Source organism: Proteus sp. fly-1089, from assembly GCF_040138965.1.
GTDB classification, from domain to species: Bacteria; Pseudomonadota; Gammaproteobacteria; order Enterobacterales; family Enterobacteriaceae; genus Proteus; species Proteus vulgaris_B.
Genome location: NZ_JBEETS010000009.1, coordinates 157,633 through 175,995, shown reverse-complemented (window position 1 = coordinate 175,995; position 18,363 = coordinate 157,633). Strand labels below are relative to the sequence as shown.

Genomic DNA, 18,363 nt, shown 5'->3' with positions numbered 1-18,363 from the left:
CGTTGTTGCGAGGAGGCGTATTCTACATCTTCCTCATTCAGTGTCAAGCGTTTATTTTCAAGGCTTTTCACTTTTTTTCTTTGTTCTCTCAGTCAGTTCGCTTAGCGCCCTGTTCCGTGACAACGAGGACGCATTATAGGGAGTTTTCTGAGGCTGGCAATAGTTTTTTTAAAAAAAATGATTGTTTGTTGGTAAATTAAACGAAGTGCTTATTTTTTGTGGCTTTTTAACCATTTTGGCAAGTCTGCAAGGCTATCAAGGACAAAATCCGCACACTTTTGTGCCTCTTCTGTTATCTCTTTTCCTGTACGAACTAGAATTTTATGACCAACACCTGCATTTTTTGCTGCCAACATATCTTCTTTTTTATCACCAACCATATAAGAAGAAGCCATATCGATGTTTAATTGTGCTTTTGCATCCATAAACATTCCTGCTGCTGGTTTACGACAGTCACATGCTTTTCTATATTCTTCTATATCAGCGTCAGGATGATGAGGACAATAATAGATACCGTCTAAATCAACACCTCTATCCGCTAAAGACCAATCCATCCACTCAGTTAAGTGTAAAAATTGATCTTCACTATAGTAACCTCGGCCAATACCGGATTGGTTAGTCACAAGAACTAAGGCATAGCCCATTGCTTTTAATTCAGCCATTGCCTCAATGACGCCATCAATAAACTCAAAGTTATCAATTTCAGATACATACCCGTGGTCTATATTAATAGTTCCATCGCGATCTAAGAAAATCGCTGAAATCCCCTTACTCACAGCACATTACTCCATTTAGATATTTTTATTAGTATCGCATGTTTTTTCTTATATAGAGAATGATATCCACGGCTTTCTTTCTTTATTAGCCTTCTACTCTTTTTTATTGACTTAGACGTCTAGACGCCTTAACATCTATTTTAACTCGGGCAGAATAGTCTCTATGTCCCATATCTACTTATATAAAGAAAAACATGATTAAACTGACGAATATAAACAAAGTATTTAAGCAGGGAGAGCGTTCTATACAAGCGCTATCAAATATAAACCTGCATGTGCCACAAGGGCAGATTTTTGGTGTTATCGGATCGTCAGGAGCGGGTAAAAGTACACTTATACGTTGCGTAAATATGTTAGAGAAACCAACTTCAGGTGAAGTATTGGTTGATGGACGAGATCTCACAAAATTATCAGATAAAGAATTAACAAAAGCGCGTCGCGGTATTGGCATGATTTTCCAGCATTTCAACTTACTGTCCTCTCGTACCGTATTTGATAATGTCGCATTGCCATTAGAACTTGATAATACGCCACGAACTGAAATTAATAAGCGTGTTAATGAATTGCTAGAATTAGTTGGTCTGTCTGATAAGAAAGAGTATTACCCAGCTAACTTATCTGGTGGACAAAAACAACGTGTTGCAATTGCACGCGCATTAGCAAATTCGCCTAATGTTTTATTGTGTGATGAAGCCACCAGCGCACTAGATCCAGCAACAACACGTTCTATTTTAGAATTACTGAAAGATATTAATCGTCGCTTAGGCCTCACCATTTTATTAATTACTCATGAAATGGACGTTGTAAAACGTATTTGTGACCAGGTTGCGGTTATTAGTGGTGGTGAGTTAGTTGAAAGTGATGCCGTCAGTGAGGTTTTCTCTCACCCTAAAACGCCTGTTTCTCAAGCTTTTATTCAATCAACACTGCAATTAGATATCCCTGAAGACTATAAAGAACACATGAAACCAGAGTGGGAGGAAGGTTTATTCCCATTATTGAGACTTGAGTTTAACGGTCAATCTGTAGATGCACCATTAATGTCTATCGTTGCACGTCGTTTTGACGCTGATATTAATATTTTAAGTTCTCAAATAGACTATGCCGGTGGTGTGAAATTTGGTGTGATGTTAGCTGAACTACACGGTAAGAATGGTAACACTGAAAAGTCGATTGCGTTTTTAGAAGAGCATCATGTAAAGGTAGAGGTTCTCGGTTATGTCTGAAGGAATGATTTATTTATTAATTAGTGGGATCTGGGAAACCTTAGTCATGACCTTTGTTTCAGGCTTCTTTGGTTTTGTTATCGGATTACCTCTGGGTGTTTTACTTTATGTTACGCGTCCTGAACAAATCATGGCAAACCCACCTGCCTACCGCATTATTTCAGCACTCGTTAATATTTTTAGGGCAATCCCTTTTATTATCTTATTAGTATGGATGATCCCTTTTACACGTATGGTGGTAGGGACTTCAATTGGCTTGCAAGCAGCCATCGTGCCATTAACTGTTGGAGCAGCACCATTTATTGCTCGTATGGTAGAAAATACACTATTAGAAATCCCTCAAGGATTGATTGAAGCATCCCGATCTATGGGTGCAACGCCAATGCAAATTATTAAGAAGATTTTATTACCCGAATCTTTACCAGGCTTGATTAATGCGGCAACCATTACTTTAATTACATTAGTGGGTTACTCCGCAATGGGAGGTGCTGTTGGTGCCGGTGGTTTAGGTCAAATTGGCTACCAATATGGTTACGTTGGCTATAATGCAACAGTAATGAATACAGTCATTGTTCTACTCGTTATTCTTGTTTTTATCATTCAGTTTTTCGGCGATCGCTTAGTGAAGCTGACAACACATAAATAAATAGATTGAAGGTTTCTATTATTAATAAGGAAACCTTTTAATTAACAGATCAAATAAGGGTAAATGTATGTCATTGAAATTTAAATCGCTCGCAGTTGTAAGTGCTTTAGTTGGTGCATTGGCATTAGCTGGTTGTGGTGAAAAAGAAAAAGATCCAAACCATATTCGTGTCGGTGTTATTTCAGGCTCTGAACAACAAGTCGCTGAAGTTGCGAAACAAGTTGCTAAAGATAAATATGGTCTTGATGTAGAACTCGTTACTTTCAATGACTTCGTTATGCCTAATGAATCATTAAGTCGTGGTGATATCGATATTAATGCATTCCAACATAAACCTTATTTAGACCAACAAATTAAAGATCGTAATTACAAAATAACAGCTGTAGGAAATACTTTTATTTATCCTATCGCGGGTTATTCTAAAAAGATTACTGATTTAGCCGATTTACCTGATGAAGCACAAGTGGCTATTCCTAATGATCCAACAAACTTAGGTCGCTCACTGCTGTTATTAGAAAAAGTTGGATTAATTAAATTAAAAGATGGCGTAGGTCTGTTACCTACCAAGCTTGATATTATTGAAAACCCTAAAAAATTACAATTAGTTGAATTAGAAGCACCACAGTTACCTCGCTCATTAGATGATCAAAAAATCTACTTAGCAGTAATTAACACTACTTATGCAAGCCAAGTCAATTTAACACCAGCAAAAGACGGTATTTTTGTTGAAGATAAAGACTCACCATATGTAAACATCATTGTTGCTCGTGAAGATAATAAAGACAGTGAGAATGTGAAGAAATTTATTCAAGCTTATCAAACTGATGAAGTGGATAGTGCTGCCAATAAAATTTTTAACGGTGGTGCAGTAAAAGGCTGGTAATACATTAATATTTAACTTAATTATAAAAAAGGCGGACATTTGTTCGCCTTTCTCTTTTTTACTTGGCTAAATTGCATTAAATTAGAGCCGTTTAATTTTTGTATAAATAATAATAAAGAGGATATTACCCATGCACATGCGCTTGCTACTTCTTGGCATCATGGCGCTGTTTATGACAGGCTGTTCAATGCAAAAATCATCTGATGTTGATCAGTCTAAATTTACGGATATGCGTTTAAATAAACCAGGACAACCACAAAAACCCAAATCACAGACGTTACCTTCTGTGCGTATTGTTGAAAAAACAGAAGACCTTTTAGGTGCTCCGTTTAAAGATCTCGGCATTGTTGCCGGTGAATCTTGCCGTCAAACATTACAAGATCCACCAGCAAGTTTGCCTATCGCAAAAAAAAGAATGGCTACAAAAGCAGCTTACAAAAATGCCAATGCTGTTTTATTGCATGAATGCCAAATTGTCACTGGTTTAGGTTGCTACCAATCTGCCATTTGTGAAGGCACAGCATTACTCATTACAAAATGAATACCTACCAAATGAATCCTATAGGGCATATATCAAGTCCTTATAAAGAAAAATTTGCCGTTCCACGCCAACCTGGGTTAATCCAGGATGGCGGTGGCCAACTTATTCTACATACACCTTACAATCACCCAGATGCAGTTCGAGGCTTAGAACAATTTAGTCACCTTTGGCTGATTTTTGTTTTTCATCAAACAGCACAACTGGGTTGGCATCCTTTAGTTCGCCCCCCAAGGCTTGGTGGGAATACTAAAATGGGTATTTTTGCAACTCGCTCAACTTTTCGTCCAAATCCCATCGGCATGTCTTTAGTCGAGTTAAAAAAAGTAAACACACAAAACCAGTCCGTTGTTTTAGACTTAGGCAGCCTTGATTTAGTTGATGGAACTCCTATTCTGGATATTAAGCCTTATTTACCCTTTGCAGAGTCTCGACCAAATGCGATTGCTGGTTTTGCACAAGAAGCACCAGATAATGAAATGTCTGTTTTCTTTTCACAACTCGCTTTAGAACAGCTGCAACATTATGCGAACGAATATCCTCATCTTTCGCGTTTTATTACTCAAGTATTACAACAAGATCCTCGCCCTGCTTATAAAAAAAACGAGCAAAGTGATAGGATCTATGCGGTACATTTACTTGAATTTAATGTTCGCTGGCAAGTCAGTGGGCAACAGACACTTGTTCTTGATATAGAACCGCGGTAACTTGCTACTATCTTCATTGATATTGCTATCATGAATACTCCAATCTGAACGTCATTCTCGTTGTCTTTAAACAAATCAGATTGAAAAAAATGCTTTGCCCCTTTTGGCAGACCTAAGTCACTGGTAGACTAGAGCGTGTTGACCTTTGATGGTCGATTTTTATTCGAATTAAAAGCATTTTAGGCAAGGAGAGGGGCTCGCCGCCTAGTGAACTAGGCTAGCGCCTCTCAACGCAGAATAAAATGAGTGAAACGCCTTTTAATCGAACCCATAGGGCTGTTTTTATTTTTAAGTGGTCATTGTTAATGTCAATCAATGCCCAAACTCAAAATAGTTGAATATGTTGCTTGTTTTATAAATTTCTTTTGCTGTAAAAATAAGCAGCAAAGATCAACACGCTCTAGAGTCTTTCTCTAATTATATTGATGTAGACTGGCGTGACAGTCAGCCTAAGTATTTTTGTTCTAATGGAACCTAATAATGCGTACTAGCCACTATTTGCTCTCTACTTTAAAAGAGACACCTGCTGATGCAGAAATTGTCAGCCATCAACTTATGCTTCGCGCAGGCATGATCCGTAAACTCGCTTCTGGTCTTTATGATTGGATGCCGACAGGGGTTCGTGTTCTGAGAAAAATTGAAAAAATTGTTCGTGAAGAGATGGACAATGCAGGATCACTTGAAATTTCAATGCCCGTTGTTCAACCCGCTGATTTATGGCTAGAAAGTGGTCGTTGGGAACAATACGGTCCTGAATTACTGCGTTTCGCAGACAGAGGCGAGCGTCCATTTGTTTTAGGCCCAACTCATGAAGAAGTTGTCACTGATATTGTTCGTAATGAAATTACCTCTTACAAACAACTTCCTCTGAATTTATATCAAATTCAAACTAAATTCCGCGATGAAGTACGCCCTCGTTTCGGCGTGATGCGTTCTCGTGAATTTATCATGAAAGATGCTTACTCTTTCCATATCTCTCAAGAGTCTTTACAAGAGACTTACGACAGAATGTATGAAGCTTATAGCAAAATATTCTCACGTATTGGTCTGGATTTCCGTCCAGTGTTGGCAGATACAGGTTCGATTGGTGGTAATGCATCTCACGAATTCCAAGTATTAGCAGACAGCGGTGAAGACGATATTGTTTTCTCTACAGGTTCTGACTATGCGGCAAACATTGAGTTAGCAGAAGCCGTAATGCCATCTACACCACGTGCAGCAGCGACTGAAGAATTACGTTTAGTGGATACACCAAACGCAAAAACCATTGCTGAGTTAGTGGAACAATTCAACCTGCCAATAGAAAAAACAGTCAAAACATTGATTGTTCATGGCACAAAAGAAAGTGGTCATAAACTCGTTGCTTTATTAATCCGTGGTGATCACGAGCTTAATGAAGTAAAAGCAGAAAAATGCGCTATTGTTGCAGCTCCTTTAACTTTTGCTACAGAAGCTGAAATTCGCCAAGCAGTAAATGCAGGCCCAGGTTCATTAGGCCCAGTTAATCTGCCACTTCCAGTTATTATGGATCGCTCTGTTTCTGTGATGAGTGATTTTGGTGCAGGTGCAAACGTTGATGGTAAGCACTATTTTGGTATTAACTGGGAACGTGATTTACCGGTTGCTGAAATTGCTGATATCCGTAATGTGGTCGAAGGCGACCCAAGTCCTGATGGAAAAGGCACATTACTTATCAAACGAGGTATTGAAGTTGGTCATATTTTCCAGCTTGGTACTAAATATTCAGAAGCATTAAAAGCAACGGTACAAAACGAAGAAGGTCATAACCAAATCGTTACTATGGGTTGTTATGGTATCGGTGTAACTCGTATTGTTGCTGCGGCTATTGAACAAAATCACGATGCACGTGGTATTATTTGGCCTGATGCGATAGCACCTTTCCAGGTTGCAATCTTACCAATGAACATGCACCGTTCTTATCGTGTTAAAGAAGTTGCTGACAGACTTTATGACGAATTACGAGCCCAAGGCATTGATGTTCTTTTTGATGATCGTAAAGAACGTCCGGGTGTGATGTTTGCTGATATGGAATTAATTGGCATTCCACACACTATCGTTATTGGCGATCGTAACCTCGATAACAACCAAATCGAATATAAAGCACGTCGTAGTGATGATAAATCACTGATTAATGTTGATGACGTTGTTGCCTTTATCAAAGAGCAACTCGCATAATCATTAAGCCTCTTGACGATAAGAGAGGCTTCATTGAGCAATAAAAAACCCGCAAAAGCGGGTTTTTTATTAGGAATAGAATAACTAAAACTTAGCTTCTGCTACCGCGATGGTTTCCACAAGAGCCATGACGATTAAAACGCGGTTTTTCATCAGTAACAACTAATGCTCTATCATATTTACCATCTTCCATTGAAGGGCGAATACTGTAATAACCATTCACTTCAAGGTAAACCGGTGTTCCACCATCAACACCTGTTGAGAAATAACCTTTTTCTAATTCAATGCCATTTGCTGCGTAAACACGTCCTGATTGACAATCTTTAAATGTTCCAGCATCAGCAAAATAGGTAAACTCGCCAGCAAGCAGCTTAGGCTGAACTTTAGCTAAAGTATAATTTAGCTCTGAATTAATGACGTTACCGTCAATATCAAGCATAACTAATTTATCTTCACGAGGTAAATAATAGCTTTTCTCACCATAACTATTAGTCAGTGTCAGCTTATCTTTACCTAATACCCAAGTTCCTGATTCAAAGAAACTACGTTTATCATCAGGTGAGCCTTGGTAGCTTTGCTCCATTACATAAGAGCCATCTTGATTGACAAGAATTGTGGTGTCGATACCAGAACAATCGGCACACGGCAGAATACTGTTGTAAGTTTGGTCTACAATTTTTCCATCAAGTGATAAGCCAATATTATTTTGGCAACCTGATAGTACAAATAACCCGGCAGCAACGGCTGCAAATAAAAATTTTTTCCCCATCATCGACTCCCTACATTCTGGGTACTTTTTAATAAATCATTCTCAATATGATTCTAACATTTTTTAAAATAAAAAGGGGGTAATAAATACGCTTTAAGATAAATGCACCCATAATTGTCAGTTATTTCTCAAATCACTTCGAATAAAGAACTATTTCAGAAAATTATTATAATAACTATTGTGCTCACATCGAATAACAGCATAATGATTTTATTCTGAATTATTCACTGGCGGCTATACCGCCACGAAAAAGTGGTGAGGGAATATGTCAACAAATACAGAATATCAACCAATTAACTGTGATGATTACGAGTATCTGGAGTTAGCATGCCAACGTGGTTTAGCGCTCCATATTGAATTACATAATGGTGAGCTTATTGAAGGCATTGCTGATGATCTTTTCTTAAGCAAAAAGGTTGAATACCTAAAGATAAAGACGTCTGAAGGCTCTAAAGATTTACGACTGGATATCATTGCCAGTTTTTCTAATCCCGAACTTGGGACTATTGTTATAAAATCGGAATAACCGAATAAAGAACAGCCGCCAGCAGGCGGTTGTTCATTAATGAGCCTCTTGCCACTCAATAGTAATTGCATATTCTGATGTTGCTTTTCCCTCAAAAGTCACAAATGTATTAATAGCAGCAATTAACGTATCATTATAATAAATCAAAGGAATTCGCGTCCTACGCCAAGGCGCAACGTCAAGCTCTTGCCAAATCTTTTTACTATGCCGAGCATGTTCTCGTCCAACAATACGCAAAGACGCTTGTGTCAAACCAAAACGAACGGTGACCTTTTCATCCTTTGAAGGTGCTCTAACAGTATTTTTTCCTGTTGCCGTTGTTAGTGATAAAACGCCTAATCCACTAGGTAAAGACAGTGATTGAGTAAGTGACCATTCAATAATTTTATTAACAGGATCATCAATCATTGGTACAAGATAAAGGCGTTGTTTATAACGCCTCACTTCATCTTGATAAAATTGTAATTTAGGCTCAGCATCGGCTTTGGCTAAAGCAACTTCCTTCCATAATCGTAAAATTTGTTGTCTAGAAGGCATGATTTTATTATGTTGAGCAAACCAACGCCTTAATAGCGCATTACGCTTTATCACACTACAAAGAGCAAGTTGCTTGATGTCTAAACTGTGCTCTCTATCCATTAAAGCATTAAGTTCTGGCTCCAACAGCTCATCCAATAGTGCCTCTTGTTCACCACACAGTGCTGCACTACGAGTTACCGATTGTGAAAAATGGGGCCATCGCTGCGTTAATAATGGCATAACTCGTAAACGTAAAAAATTGCGATCATAGCTATCGTCTTGATTACTATCGTCTTCAATCCATGTTAGCCCTTGCTCAGTAGCATAATATTCAATCTCTTCACGAGTAATATTAAGTAATGGCCGAAGCAAATAGCTATGCTCAAATACCATTTTAGCTGGCATTGAAGAAAGCCCTGATGGGCCACTACCTCGCTTTAACGCCAGTAAAAAAGTTTCGGCTTGATCATCTTGATGTTGAGCCGTCACTAACACTTGTTGTGGTTGTAAATTCCGACGAAAAGCTTGATAACGCGCTTCTCTAGCACCATTCTCAAGCCCTCCATCTTTAGGATCGACACGAACTTTTTCACTAATAAAATTTACCTGCCATTGCTGACAAAATTGTTCACAATGAGTAAGCCAATCATCTGCTTTGATATTTAATCCATGATGAATATAGATGGCAGTTAATTCTAAAGGTAATTGGAATTCATCACGTAAACGCACAAGCCCCTGCAGTAAAACAGTGGAATCTACTCCGCCACTAAAGCCCACCAAAATTTTGATGTGAGGATCAATGCGCTGTTTGATTTCTTTAAGAAGTGAGCCGTATTCCTGTTTCATCGCTTTGTCATTTATCAGTGAATTCAGGTGATTATGTTAATCTTTTCTCGCTGATTTTGCACGAGTACAAAGTATTCCTATAAATAAAACAAAGTGTAACGCTATTACACAAACATTAAGAGAAATAGAAATAAGATAAATACGAGGTTATAAAGAAATTAAAGAAGTAAAAAGCAGAATAACGATTATTCTGCTTTCTATTGAAAACAGAATTAAGCTGTAAAACCGCCATCAACCAAATAAGAAGCTCCAGTAACAAACGAAGCCGCATCGCTGGCCAAAAATGCGACAACATTAGCCACTTCCTCTGGTGTACCGAGGCGCCCAATAGGATGCAATGTCGCTAACTTTTGTTTATCTAATTCACGGCCATCCAGCAAAGGTGTATCAATATAACCAGGGCAAACCGCATTAACACGAATACCTTTGTTTGCGTAATCAATAGCCAATGTTTGTGTCAGTAATTTAACTCCGCCTTTTGATGCACAATAGGCAGGAAATTCATGCTGCCCAACAAAAGAACAAATTGAACTGCAATTCACAATCGCACCTGACATTTTGTTTTTTAGCCAATATTGAATTGCTGCTCGATTAATCAAAAAGAGTCCATTTAGATTAACATCTAAAACGCCCTTCCATTTTTCATACTCTAATTTATCAACAATGTTATCTGTTAAAACACCCGCATTAGCAAACAAGAAATCCATTCTTCCATACTTATTTACAACATAATCAACAAGTTGTTCATTTTCTTTTTCACTCTTCACATCCATTTGCACGAATTCACCGACAAATCCCTTCTCTTTTAGGTATTTTTCTGCTTTTTGTCCTCGTGCTAAATTACTACCAGTAATAACCACTGATGCACCTAGGGATAAAAATTTTTCCGCAGAAGCTAAACCAATACCGCTATTACCACCTGTAATAATTCCCACTTTGCCACTAAATGTAATCATCACCGATCCCTCATTTAATAAATCTTATAAAATGATAGGCGGGCATTATTATTTTTTTAGAAAAAATGCGAATTAATATTAATTTTGAGATCAAGTTAACATATTGATATATAATATATTATAGTTAATATCACAGATTCTAATTGTTTCGATAAAGATAGTTTAAAATAGATCAATAAAAAGCCCCATGTCATCAACATGAGGCTTATCTGAATTTATTCAAATATCTCGAGATCAGCAGTAGCCGTATTCCATTAAACGTTGGTAACGACGATTAGTTAGCTCTTCTGAATCAAATGCATCTAATTCTTCTAAATCAGATTGGATTTGTGCTTTTAATGAAGCAGCAATTTCGTCATAGTGACGATGAGCGCCACCTAAAGGCTCAGAAATAACGTTATCAATCAGTTTAAGCTCTTTTAAGCGGTTTGCAGTAATTCCCATTGCCTCTGCCGCTAATGGTGCTTTGTCTGCGCTTTTCCAAAGAATAGAAGCACAACCCTCTGGTGAAATAACGGAATAGGTGCTGTATTGCAACATGTTCACTTTATCACCCACACCAATAGCTAATGCACCACCAGAACCACCTTCACCAATGACAGTACAGATGATTGGCACACCAAAACGTGACATTTCACGTAAGTTACGTGCGATCGCTTCTGATTGGCCTCGTTCTTCTGCACCAACGCCTGGATAAGCACCAGGAGTATCGATAAAGGTGATAATAGGAAGATTAAAACGTTGTGCCATTTCCATTAAACGAAGCGCTTTGCGATAGCCTTCTGGCGCTGGCATACCGAAGTTTCGGCGAATTTTCTCTTTTGTTTCACGCCCTTTTTGATGACCAATAACCATAACAGGACGGCCGTCTAAGCGCGCAATACCACCGACAATCGCTTTATCATCAGCATAAGCACGATCGCCTGCTAATTCTTGGAAATCAGTAAAGATACGATGAATATAATCCAGTGTGTAAGGTCTTAATGGATGACGTGCAAGTTGTGCAACTTGCCATGCACCAAGATCAGAAAAAATCTTACGCGTTAGCTCTAGGCTTTTTTCTCTTAAGCGTGAAACTTCTTCATCGATATTAATATCAATTTTTTCATCATGTTGGCTAACTGCGGTTAGCGAATCAATTTTCGCTTCTAACTCGGCAATTGGCTGTTCAAAATCCAGAAAATTAAGACTCATAACATTCCTATTTTAGTCAAATTCTAATTCTACCTGCTCATTACCCAGCAGAGTTCGCAGATCCGTTAAAAGCATATCTGTTGGCGTTACGCGCCAAGTCGCACCAAATCGTAAGCGTGCGCAGGCATCATGCTTTTCAAAATAAAGATGAACCGGTATCGTGCCTGAACGATGAGGTTCTAAAACGCCGCGAAGACGATTTAATAATTGCTCATTAATTTGCCTGTCTGATAACGAGATAGCAAGTCCTCGTGCATATTTTTCACGGGCTTCGTTGATATCCATAAGTTCGCGGACTGTCATTTTAAGCCCACCATTGAAATCATCAAAGCTGACCTGCCCGGTAGCAATTAAAATCTTGTCTTGTTCTAATAAATGTTGGTATTTATCCAATGCATCAGAAAATAACATAATTTCTAAGCGACCTGAACGATCATCTAAGGTACACACGCCAATTCGGTTTCCTCGTTTTGTCGTAAATACTTTAGACGCTAACACTAAACCCGCGACTTTCACCATTTGGCCACGTGGCGTTGGTACTAAATCTTTTAGACGCGTTCCTGCGGCATATCGTTCAATTTCTTTTAAATAACGAGTGATCGGATGACCTGTTAAATATAAACCTAATGTCTCTCGCTCACCTTCTAAAACAACTTGTTCCGGCCATTTAGGTATATTGGCATAAGAACGCTCAACTTGTTCAGGAGCTTCTGCTAACACGCCAAACATATCCGATTGCCCTATTGCTTCAGCTTTGGCATGTTGATCTGCCGCTTTTAATGCATCTTCTAATGAAGACATCAATGCGGCACGATGAGGCCCTAACTTATCGAATGCGCCTGACATTATCAGTTTTTCCATCACTCGGCGATTCAATTTTTTCGTTTCTGTTCTAGCACAGAGATCAAAAATATCTTTAAAGTGACCGCCTTGCTGACGCGCTTCTACTATTGCCTCAATTGGGCCTTCACCCACTCCTTTTATCGCACCAATACCGTAAACGATTTCACCTTCATCATTTACGTGAAAATGATATAAACCACTATTAATATCAGGAGGAAGAACTTTTAATCCCATTCTCCAACATTCATCAACTAACCCCACCACTTTTTCTGTGTTATCCATATCTGCCGTCATTACAGCAGCCATAAATTCAGCAGGATAGTGGGCTTTTAGCCATAACGTTTGATATGAAACTAAAGCATAAGCAGCTGAGTGCGATTTATTAAATCCATAACCAGCAAATTTCTCCACCAAGTCAAAGATCCGCATGGCAAGTTCGCCATCAACACCGTTTTTGATAGCTCCTTCTTCAAATACAGAACGCTGCTTTGCCATCTCTTCAGGTTTTTTCTTACCCATTGCGCGTCGTAACATATCCGCGCCACCCAGCGTATATCCAGCAAGAACCTGCGCGATTTGCATAACCTGTTCTTGATATAAGATAACGCCATAGGTAGGCTCTAAAACAGGCTGTAAGCTCTCATGTTGCCATTTAACATCAGGATAAGAGATCTCTTCAACACCGTGTTTACGGTCAATGAAGTTATCCACCATACCTGATTGCAATGGACCAGGGCGAAATAAGGCCACTAATGCAATCATATCTTCAAAGCAGTCGGGACGTAGACGCTTGATAAGATCTTTCATACCACGAGATTCTAACTGAAATACCGCGGTCGTTTCAGAACGCTGCAACATATCGAAACTACGCTGATCCGTTAATGGGATCGCAGAGATATCAACTGGTTCCAGTGATTTTTTTTCACATCGGGCATTAATCATTTCTAATGCCCAGTTAATGATAGTGAGTGTTCTTAATCCTAAGAAGTCGAATTTAACAAGACCTGCATATTCAACGTCATTCTTATCAAATTGTGTAACTGGGTTATTTCCTTCTGCATCACAATAAAGCGGTGCAAAATCAGTAATTTTCGTTGGTGATATAACCACACCACCCGCATGTTTACCCGCATTACGTGTCACCCCTTCTAATTTACGAGCCATATCAATAAGAGATTTAACCTCTTCATCGGCTTCATAAATTTCAGGTAACTGAGGTTCTGCGGCAAACGCTTTTTCTAGCGTCATTCCAGGATCTGGCGGTACAAGCTTCGAAATTCTATCAACAAAACCGTAAGGATGCCCTAAAACACGCCCAACATCTCGGATAACCGCTTTTGCCGCCATCGTACCAAATGTAATAATCTGAGATACCGCATCACGACCGTACATATCAGCAACGTGATCAATTACCCTATCGCGTTTTTCCATACAGAAATCGACGTCAAAGTCAGGCATTGAAACACGTTCAGGGTTAAGAAAGCGTTCGAAAAGTAAATCAAATTCTAAAGGATCAAGGTCAGTGATTTTGAGTGAATAAGCGACTAATGATCCTGCACCCGAACCTCGTCCCGGCCCCACAGGAACACCATTATCTTTAGACCACTGAATAAACTCCATCACGATAAGGAAGTAACCAGGGAATCCCATCTGATTGATTACTTTTAGCTCTATATCAAGACGTTCATCGTATTCAGGGCGTCTTTTTTGTCGTTCTTCGGGATCTGGAAACAGAAAAGCTAAACGCTCTTCCAAACCGTCTTTAGATTTTTTAACGAGGAAATCTTCGGTACTCATATCCCCAGTTGGGAATTGAGGAAGAAAGTATTCCCCTAAACGAATGGTAACATTACAACGTTTGGCGATTTCAACGCTGTTTTCTAATGCTTCAGGTATATCAGCAAATAACTCACACATCTCTTCCTCTGTGCGCATATATTGCTGAGGACTATAATTTTTTGGACGCTTGGGATCTGAGAGTGTAAAACCATCATGGATTGCAACGCGAATTTCATGTGCATCAAAATCATCACTATCCAGAAAACAGACGTCATTCGTTGCAACAACTGGTAAGCCTTTTTCAGAAGCGAGTGCTACAGCTTCATGCAAATAGCTTTCTTCGTCAGGGCGACCAGTTCGAATAAGTTCTAAATAATAACTATCAGGAAAGTGAGTTTGATAATACTCAAGACATTGATCAACTAAGGCACGATTTCCTCGGAGCAAGAACTTACCTACATCGCCCATTCTTCCACCCGAAAGCAACAAGAGTCCTTCTTTATAGGTTGTTAGCCACTCTTGTTTAATAATCGGCCCTGCGGCGCCATAACCATGTTTGTAAGCTTCAGAAATCAGTAAGGTAAGATTTTGATAACCTACATTATTGCGAGCAAGAATGGTGAGGTGGGCATATTCATCGCCTAATAATTCTGTTTCGAGGTAAACATCGGCACCAATTATAGGTTTAATACCCGCACTATGTGCGGCACCATAAAACTTCACTAGCCCACATAAGTTAGTGAAATCAGTAATCGCAAAAGCAGGCATTCCCAGCGAAGCCACTTTCTTCACAAGAGGCCCTGTTTTTGCCAATCCATCGATCATTGAATAATCGCTGTGTACCCTAAGATGGATAAAACGAGGATCTGCCATAATATTTAATTACTCTGTGGATTACTTTAAATTTAATGCTCGTTTTACAGGCGCAAAACTTTTTCGATGATAAGGGGTTGCCCCTAATAAGGCCAGTTTTTCCATATGGAAAACTGTTGGATACCCTTTATGTTTAGCAAAACCATAATCAGGGTAAAGCTTATCTAACTCTTCCATTTCTCTATCACGAGTGACTTTAGCAAGTATAGAAGCCGCACTGATTTCTTGAACTAAACTATCACCTTTTATGACTGCTTGAGAAGCCATTGGCAATTTAGGACAGCGATTACCGTCAATCAAAACCATATCAGGCGTAATAGATAATCCTGCAACCGCGCGCTCCATTGCTTTCATCGTTGCCCAAAGAATATTTAATTCATCAATTTCTTCAGGCTCTGCACGACCGATTGCCCAACATAATGCTTTTTCTTTTATTTCGTCATACAGAGCATTACGTTTTTTTTCTGTTAGCTTTTTAGAGTCTGTTAATCCTTCAATCGGGTTTGCCGGATCAAGAATAACAGCAGCCGTCACTACAGCGCCAACCAGAGGTCCTCGGCCTACTTCATCAACTCCAGCAATAAGATTTGCTTTTGGATATACAAATTCCATTATTTCTCTGCCAATTCTAATACTGCATTTGCTGCTTGCTCATCCGCATTACAGCGAATAGCACTATGAAGTTGTAAAAATATCTCTTTTAATTGATGTGCTTTTTCTTTATCTGTTAAAAGAGGTAAAAGTTGTTCTGCCAACGCCCTTGGCTCACACTCTTCTTGTAACAACTCTTTAATTATTTCTCTACCAGCTAATAAATTGGGTAATGAAACATAAGGTGTTTTCACTAACCTTTTTGCTAACCAAAAAGTAAATGGTTTCATGCGATAGCCAACAACCATTGGGCATTTCGTAAGCATACACTCTAATGCAGCCGTACCTGATGCTAACAATGTTGCATCACTTGCTGTCATTGCTTCTCTTGCTTGCCCATCAAGTAACTGAATGTCGAGTTCGGGAGCAATATCTTGGTGGATCTGCTCGAATTGAATACGTCGTTTAGCATTCACCAATGGCACAACAATATGAAGTGTTGGTATTTGTTGTTTTAGTAACTGTGCTGTTTTTATAAAATCAGCGCTCAGCATCTCAACTTCTGCATGACGACTACCAGGAAGGAGAGCTAAACAAGAGACTTTTTCAGGTATTCCGAGATGTTTACGAGCTACTTTTTTATCCGGATTTAAAGCGATTGCATCCGCCATTGTATGACCAATAAAACGACAAGGAACCTGATATTTATCATAAAACGCTTTTTCAAAAGGCAAAAAAGCTAAGACAAGATCTGTCGCTTTACCAATTTTGAAAACACGTTTTTGGCGCCAAGCCCACACAGATGGACTGACATAGTGAATAGTTTTGATCCCTTTTTGCTTTAAACGACCTTCAAGGGTGATATTAAAATCAGGTGCGTCGATCCCCACGAAAACATCAGGCTTTAATTCTGAGAATCGTCGAGTGAGATCTTTTCTGATCTTTAATAATCTCGGTAAGCGTTCAAGAACTTCAACGATCCCCATGACGGCAAGCTCTTCCATCTCATACCAAGCTTCACAACCTTCAGCTTGCATAAGAGGCCCCGCGACGCCGACAAAACGGATATTAGGATGCTTTTGTTTAAGAGCGCGGATTAATCCCGCGCCCAAGATATCACCGGACGTTTCACCAGCGACTAAGCCGATAACTAACGGACGCTGAACAGTAGATAATTGGCCTGACAAGGTCATATCCTAATTAGCGAATGATGCCACGGTTAGATTTTGCTGAGTTTTCCAGAAAATCACTGAACAACTTAACATACGGATTATTATTATCTGCAACCAGTTGTCCAATTTCTTCACGTGCTTCCTCCAGTGTTTTACCATTACGGTAAAGAACTTTATAAGCATTGCGAATTGCATGAAGATCTTCTTTAGCAAAACCTCGGCGTTTTAATCCTTCAATATTCAGCCCATAAGGGGTTGCGTGGTTTCCTTGTGCAATAACAAAAGGAGGAACATCTTGTGCCACACCTGAACATCCGCCCACCATAACGTGAGAGCCAATTTGACAAAACTGATGAACTGCACTCATACCACCGATAATCACAAAATCACCTAAAGTGACGTGACCACCAAGTGTTCCGTTATTAGCAATAATACAGCGGTCACCAATAATACAATCATGTGCGACATGCGTATTAATCATCAGTAAGTTGTCATTGCCGATTTTTGTGATATTGCCACCTTGGGTTGTTCCACGATGGATAGTCACACTTTCACGAATAAGGTTACGATCACCAATAATAACTTGTGTTGGCTCACCACGATATTTCAGATCCTGATTTGCTTCACCAATAGAGGCAAATTGATAAATCTGATTTTCTCGACCAATACGCGTATGCCCATTGATAACAACGTGAGATTTGATATCAGTACCTTCACCAATTTCAACGTTTGCACCAATAACGCAAAAAGGGCCAATGCGAACATTAGCACCAATTACTGCGCCCTCTTCAATAATCGAGGAAGGGTGAATGACTGCGGATTTATCTATCATAGGCTAGACCTCACGGCGGCGAGCACACATCATTTCAGCTTCGCAAGCAATTTCCCCATCAACTTTAGCGACGCCTTTAAAGCGAGCAACACCACGACGTTCTTTAATAAATTCTACCTCTAGGATCATTTGATCCCCAGGTAAGACAGGACGTTTAAAGCGAGCACCATCAATAGCAGCAAAATAGTAGAGCTCACCAGGTTCCAGCTTTCCTACACTTTTGAATGCTAAAATACCCGTTGCTTGTGCCATGGCTTCTAGGATCAATACGCCTGGGAAAATAGGTTTTCCTGGGAAGTGACCTTGAAAGAAAGGCTCATTAAAAGATACATTTTTTACTGCTCTTAGAAATTTCTTTTCTTCAAAATCAAGGACACGATCAACCAATAAGAATGGGTAACGGTGTGGAAGTAAATCTAAAATTTCTTCGATTTGCAGAGTATGATTCTCACTCATTGCAATACTCTTCCTGTCTAATAAAACTGCGTCTA

The 18,363-nt window shown here is 39.2% G+C and carries 17 protein-coding genes; 7 read left to right on the top strand and 10 right to left on the bottom strand.

Annotated elements, in window-relative coordinates; translation table 11 throughout:
- Positions 1 to 209: 209 nt before the first annotated feature.
- Complete coding sequence (gene gmhB / locus ABN080_RS17070; RefSeq protein ID WP_349441590.1) at positions 210 to 776, bottom strand: D-glycero-beta-D-manno-heptose 1,7-bisphosphate 7-phosphatase; 567 nt, start codon at positions 774 to 776, stop codon at positions 210 to 212.
- A 194-nt stretch (positions 777 to 970) separates the two neighbouring features.
- Here gmhB and metN point away from each other — a divergent pair, with 194 nt between their 5' ends.
- The 6 genes from metN (at position 971) to proS (ending at position 6,972) form a co-directional block, all read left to right on the top strand.
- Positions 971 to 2,002, top strand: coding sequence for a methionine ABC transporter ATP-binding protein MetN (gene metN / locus ABN080_RS17065; RefSeq protein ID WP_196554681.1), 1,032 nt, complete (start codon positions 971 to 973; stop codon positions 2,000 to 2,002).
- The gene (locus ABN080_RS17060) at positions 1,995 to 2,648 is read left to right on the top strand and encodes a methionine ABC transporter permease MetI (protein ID WP_036933988.1); all 654 of its coding nucleotides are present in this window, start codon (positions 1,995 to 1,997) and stop codon (positions 2,646 to 2,648) included. Before metN ends, ABN080_RS17060 begins: the two co-directional genes overlap by 8 nt.
- Before the next feature lie 67 nt (positions 2,649 to 2,715).
- Positions 2,716 to 3,531: a MetQ/NlpA family lipoprotein gene (locus ABN080_RS17055; protein ID WP_036933990.1), complete on the top strand. Its 816-nt coding sequence runs from the start codon at positions 2,716 to 2,718 to the stop codon at positions 3,529 to 3,531.
- A 130-nt stretch (positions 3,532 to 3,661) separates the two neighbouring features.
- Complete coding sequence (gene rcsF, locus ABN080_RS17050) at positions 3,662 to 4,072, top strand: envelope stress sensor lipoprotein RcsF (RefSeq protein WP_082151821.1); 411 nt, start codon at positions 3,662 to 3,664, stop codon at positions 4,070 to 4,072.
- The gene (gene tsaA, locus ABN080_RS17045) at positions 4,069 to 4,776 is read left to right on the top strand and encodes a tRNA (N6-threonylcarbamoyladenosine(37)-N6)-methyltransferase TrmO (RefSeq protein WP_349439621.1); all 708 of its coding nucleotides are present in this window, start codon (positions 4,069 to 4,071) and stop codon (positions 4,774 to 4,776) included. Before rcsF ends, tsaA begins: the two co-directional genes overlap by 4 nt.
- Positions 4,777 to 5,256: 480 nt before the next feature.
- Positions 5,257 to 6,972 (top strand): proline--tRNA ligase, encoded by a 1,716-nt coding sequence (gene proS / locus ABN080_RS17040; protein WP_196554683.1) that lies wholly within the window; start codon positions 5,257 to 5,259, stop codon positions 6,970 to 6,972.
- A gap of 91 nt (positions 6,973 to 7,063) precedes the next feature.
- Here the strand turns inward: proS and nlpE are convergent, their stop codons facing one another.
- Entirely contained in the window at positions 7,064 to 7,744 is a 681-nt protein-coding gene (nlpE, locus tag ABN080_RS17035; RefSeq protein WP_349441589.1) for an envelope stress response activation lipoprotein NlpE, read from the bottom strand.
- A gap of 262 nt (positions 7,745 to 8,006) precedes the next feature.
- Here nlpE and rof point away from each other — a divergent pair, with 262 nt between their 5' ends.
- Positions 8,007 to 8,267, top strand: a complete 261-nt coding sequence (gene rof, locus ABN080_RS17030; RefSeq protein WP_072069997.1) for a Rho-binding antiterminator — start codon at positions 8,007 to 8,009, stop codon at positions 8,265 to 8,267.
- Between the two features lie 36 nt (positions 8,268 to 8,303).
- On the opposite strand, the gene tilS is transcribed toward rof, so the two are convergent.
- The 8 genes from tilS to fabZ all read right to left on the bottom strand — a co-directional run bounded on the left by tilS (position 8,304) and on the right by fabZ (position 18,328).
- The gene (gene tilS / locus ABN080_RS17025; RefSeq protein ID WP_349441588.1) at positions 8,304 to 9,632 is read right to left on the bottom strand and encodes a tRNA lysidine(34) synthetase TilS; all 1,329 of its coding nucleotides are present in this window, start codon (positions 9,630 to 9,632) and stop codon (positions 8,304 to 8,306) included.
- 212 nt (positions 9,633 to 9,844) lie between these two features.
- Complete coding sequence (locus ABN080_RS17020) at positions 9,845 to 10,588, bottom strand: SDR family NAD(P)-dependent oxidoreductase (RefSeq protein WP_349441587.1); 744 nt, start codon at positions 10,586 to 10,588, stop codon at positions 9,845 to 9,847.
- A gap of 234 nt (positions 10,589 to 10,822) precedes the next feature.
- The gene (gene accA / locus ABN080_RS17015; RefSeq protein ID WP_196554685.1) at positions 10,823 to 11,782 is read right to left on the bottom strand and encodes an acetyl-CoA carboxylase carboxyl transferase subunit alpha; all 960 of its coding nucleotides are present in this window, start codon (positions 11,780 to 11,782) and stop codon (positions 10,823 to 10,825) included.
- Between the two features lie 12 nt (positions 11,783 to 11,794).
- Positions 11,795 to 15,277, bottom strand: coding sequence for a DNA polymerase III subunit alpha (dnaE, locus tag ABN080_RS17010; protein WP_349441586.1), 3,483 nt, complete (start codon positions 15,275 to 15,277; stop codon positions 11,795 to 11,797).
- Positions 15,278 to 15,298: 21 nt separating this feature from the next.
- Positions 15,299 to 15,889, bottom strand: a complete 591-nt coding sequence (gene rnhB / locus ABN080_RS17005; RefSeq protein WP_006535883.1) for a ribonuclease HII — start codon at positions 15,887 to 15,889, stop codon at positions 15,299 to 15,301.
- The gene (gene lpxB / locus ABN080_RS17000; protein ID WP_349441585.1) at positions 15,889 to 17,061 is read right to left on the bottom strand and encodes a lipid-A-disaccharide synthase; all 1,173 of its coding nucleotides are present in this window, start codon (positions 17,059 to 17,061) and stop codon (positions 15,889 to 15,891) included. Before lpxB ends, rnhB begins: the two co-directional genes overlap by 1 nt.
- 7 nt (positions 17,062 to 17,068) lie before the next feature.
- On the bottom strand, positions 17,069 to 17,872 hold the full coding sequence (lpxA, locus tag ABN080_RS16995; protein WP_072070003.1) for an acyl-ACP--UDP-N-acetylglucosamine O-acyltransferase: 804 nt from the start codon (positions 17,870 to 17,872) through the stop codon (positions 17,069 to 17,071).
- A 3-nt stretch (positions 17,873 to 17,875) separates the two neighbouring features.
- On the bottom strand, positions 17,876 to 18,328 hold the full coding sequence (gene fabZ, locus ABN080_RS16990) for a 3-hydroxyacyl-ACP dehydratase FabZ (RefSeq protein WP_006535887.1): 453 nt from the start codon (positions 18,326 to 18,328) through the stop codon (positions 17,876 to 17,878).
- Positions 18,329 to 18,363: the final 35 nt, after the last annotated feature.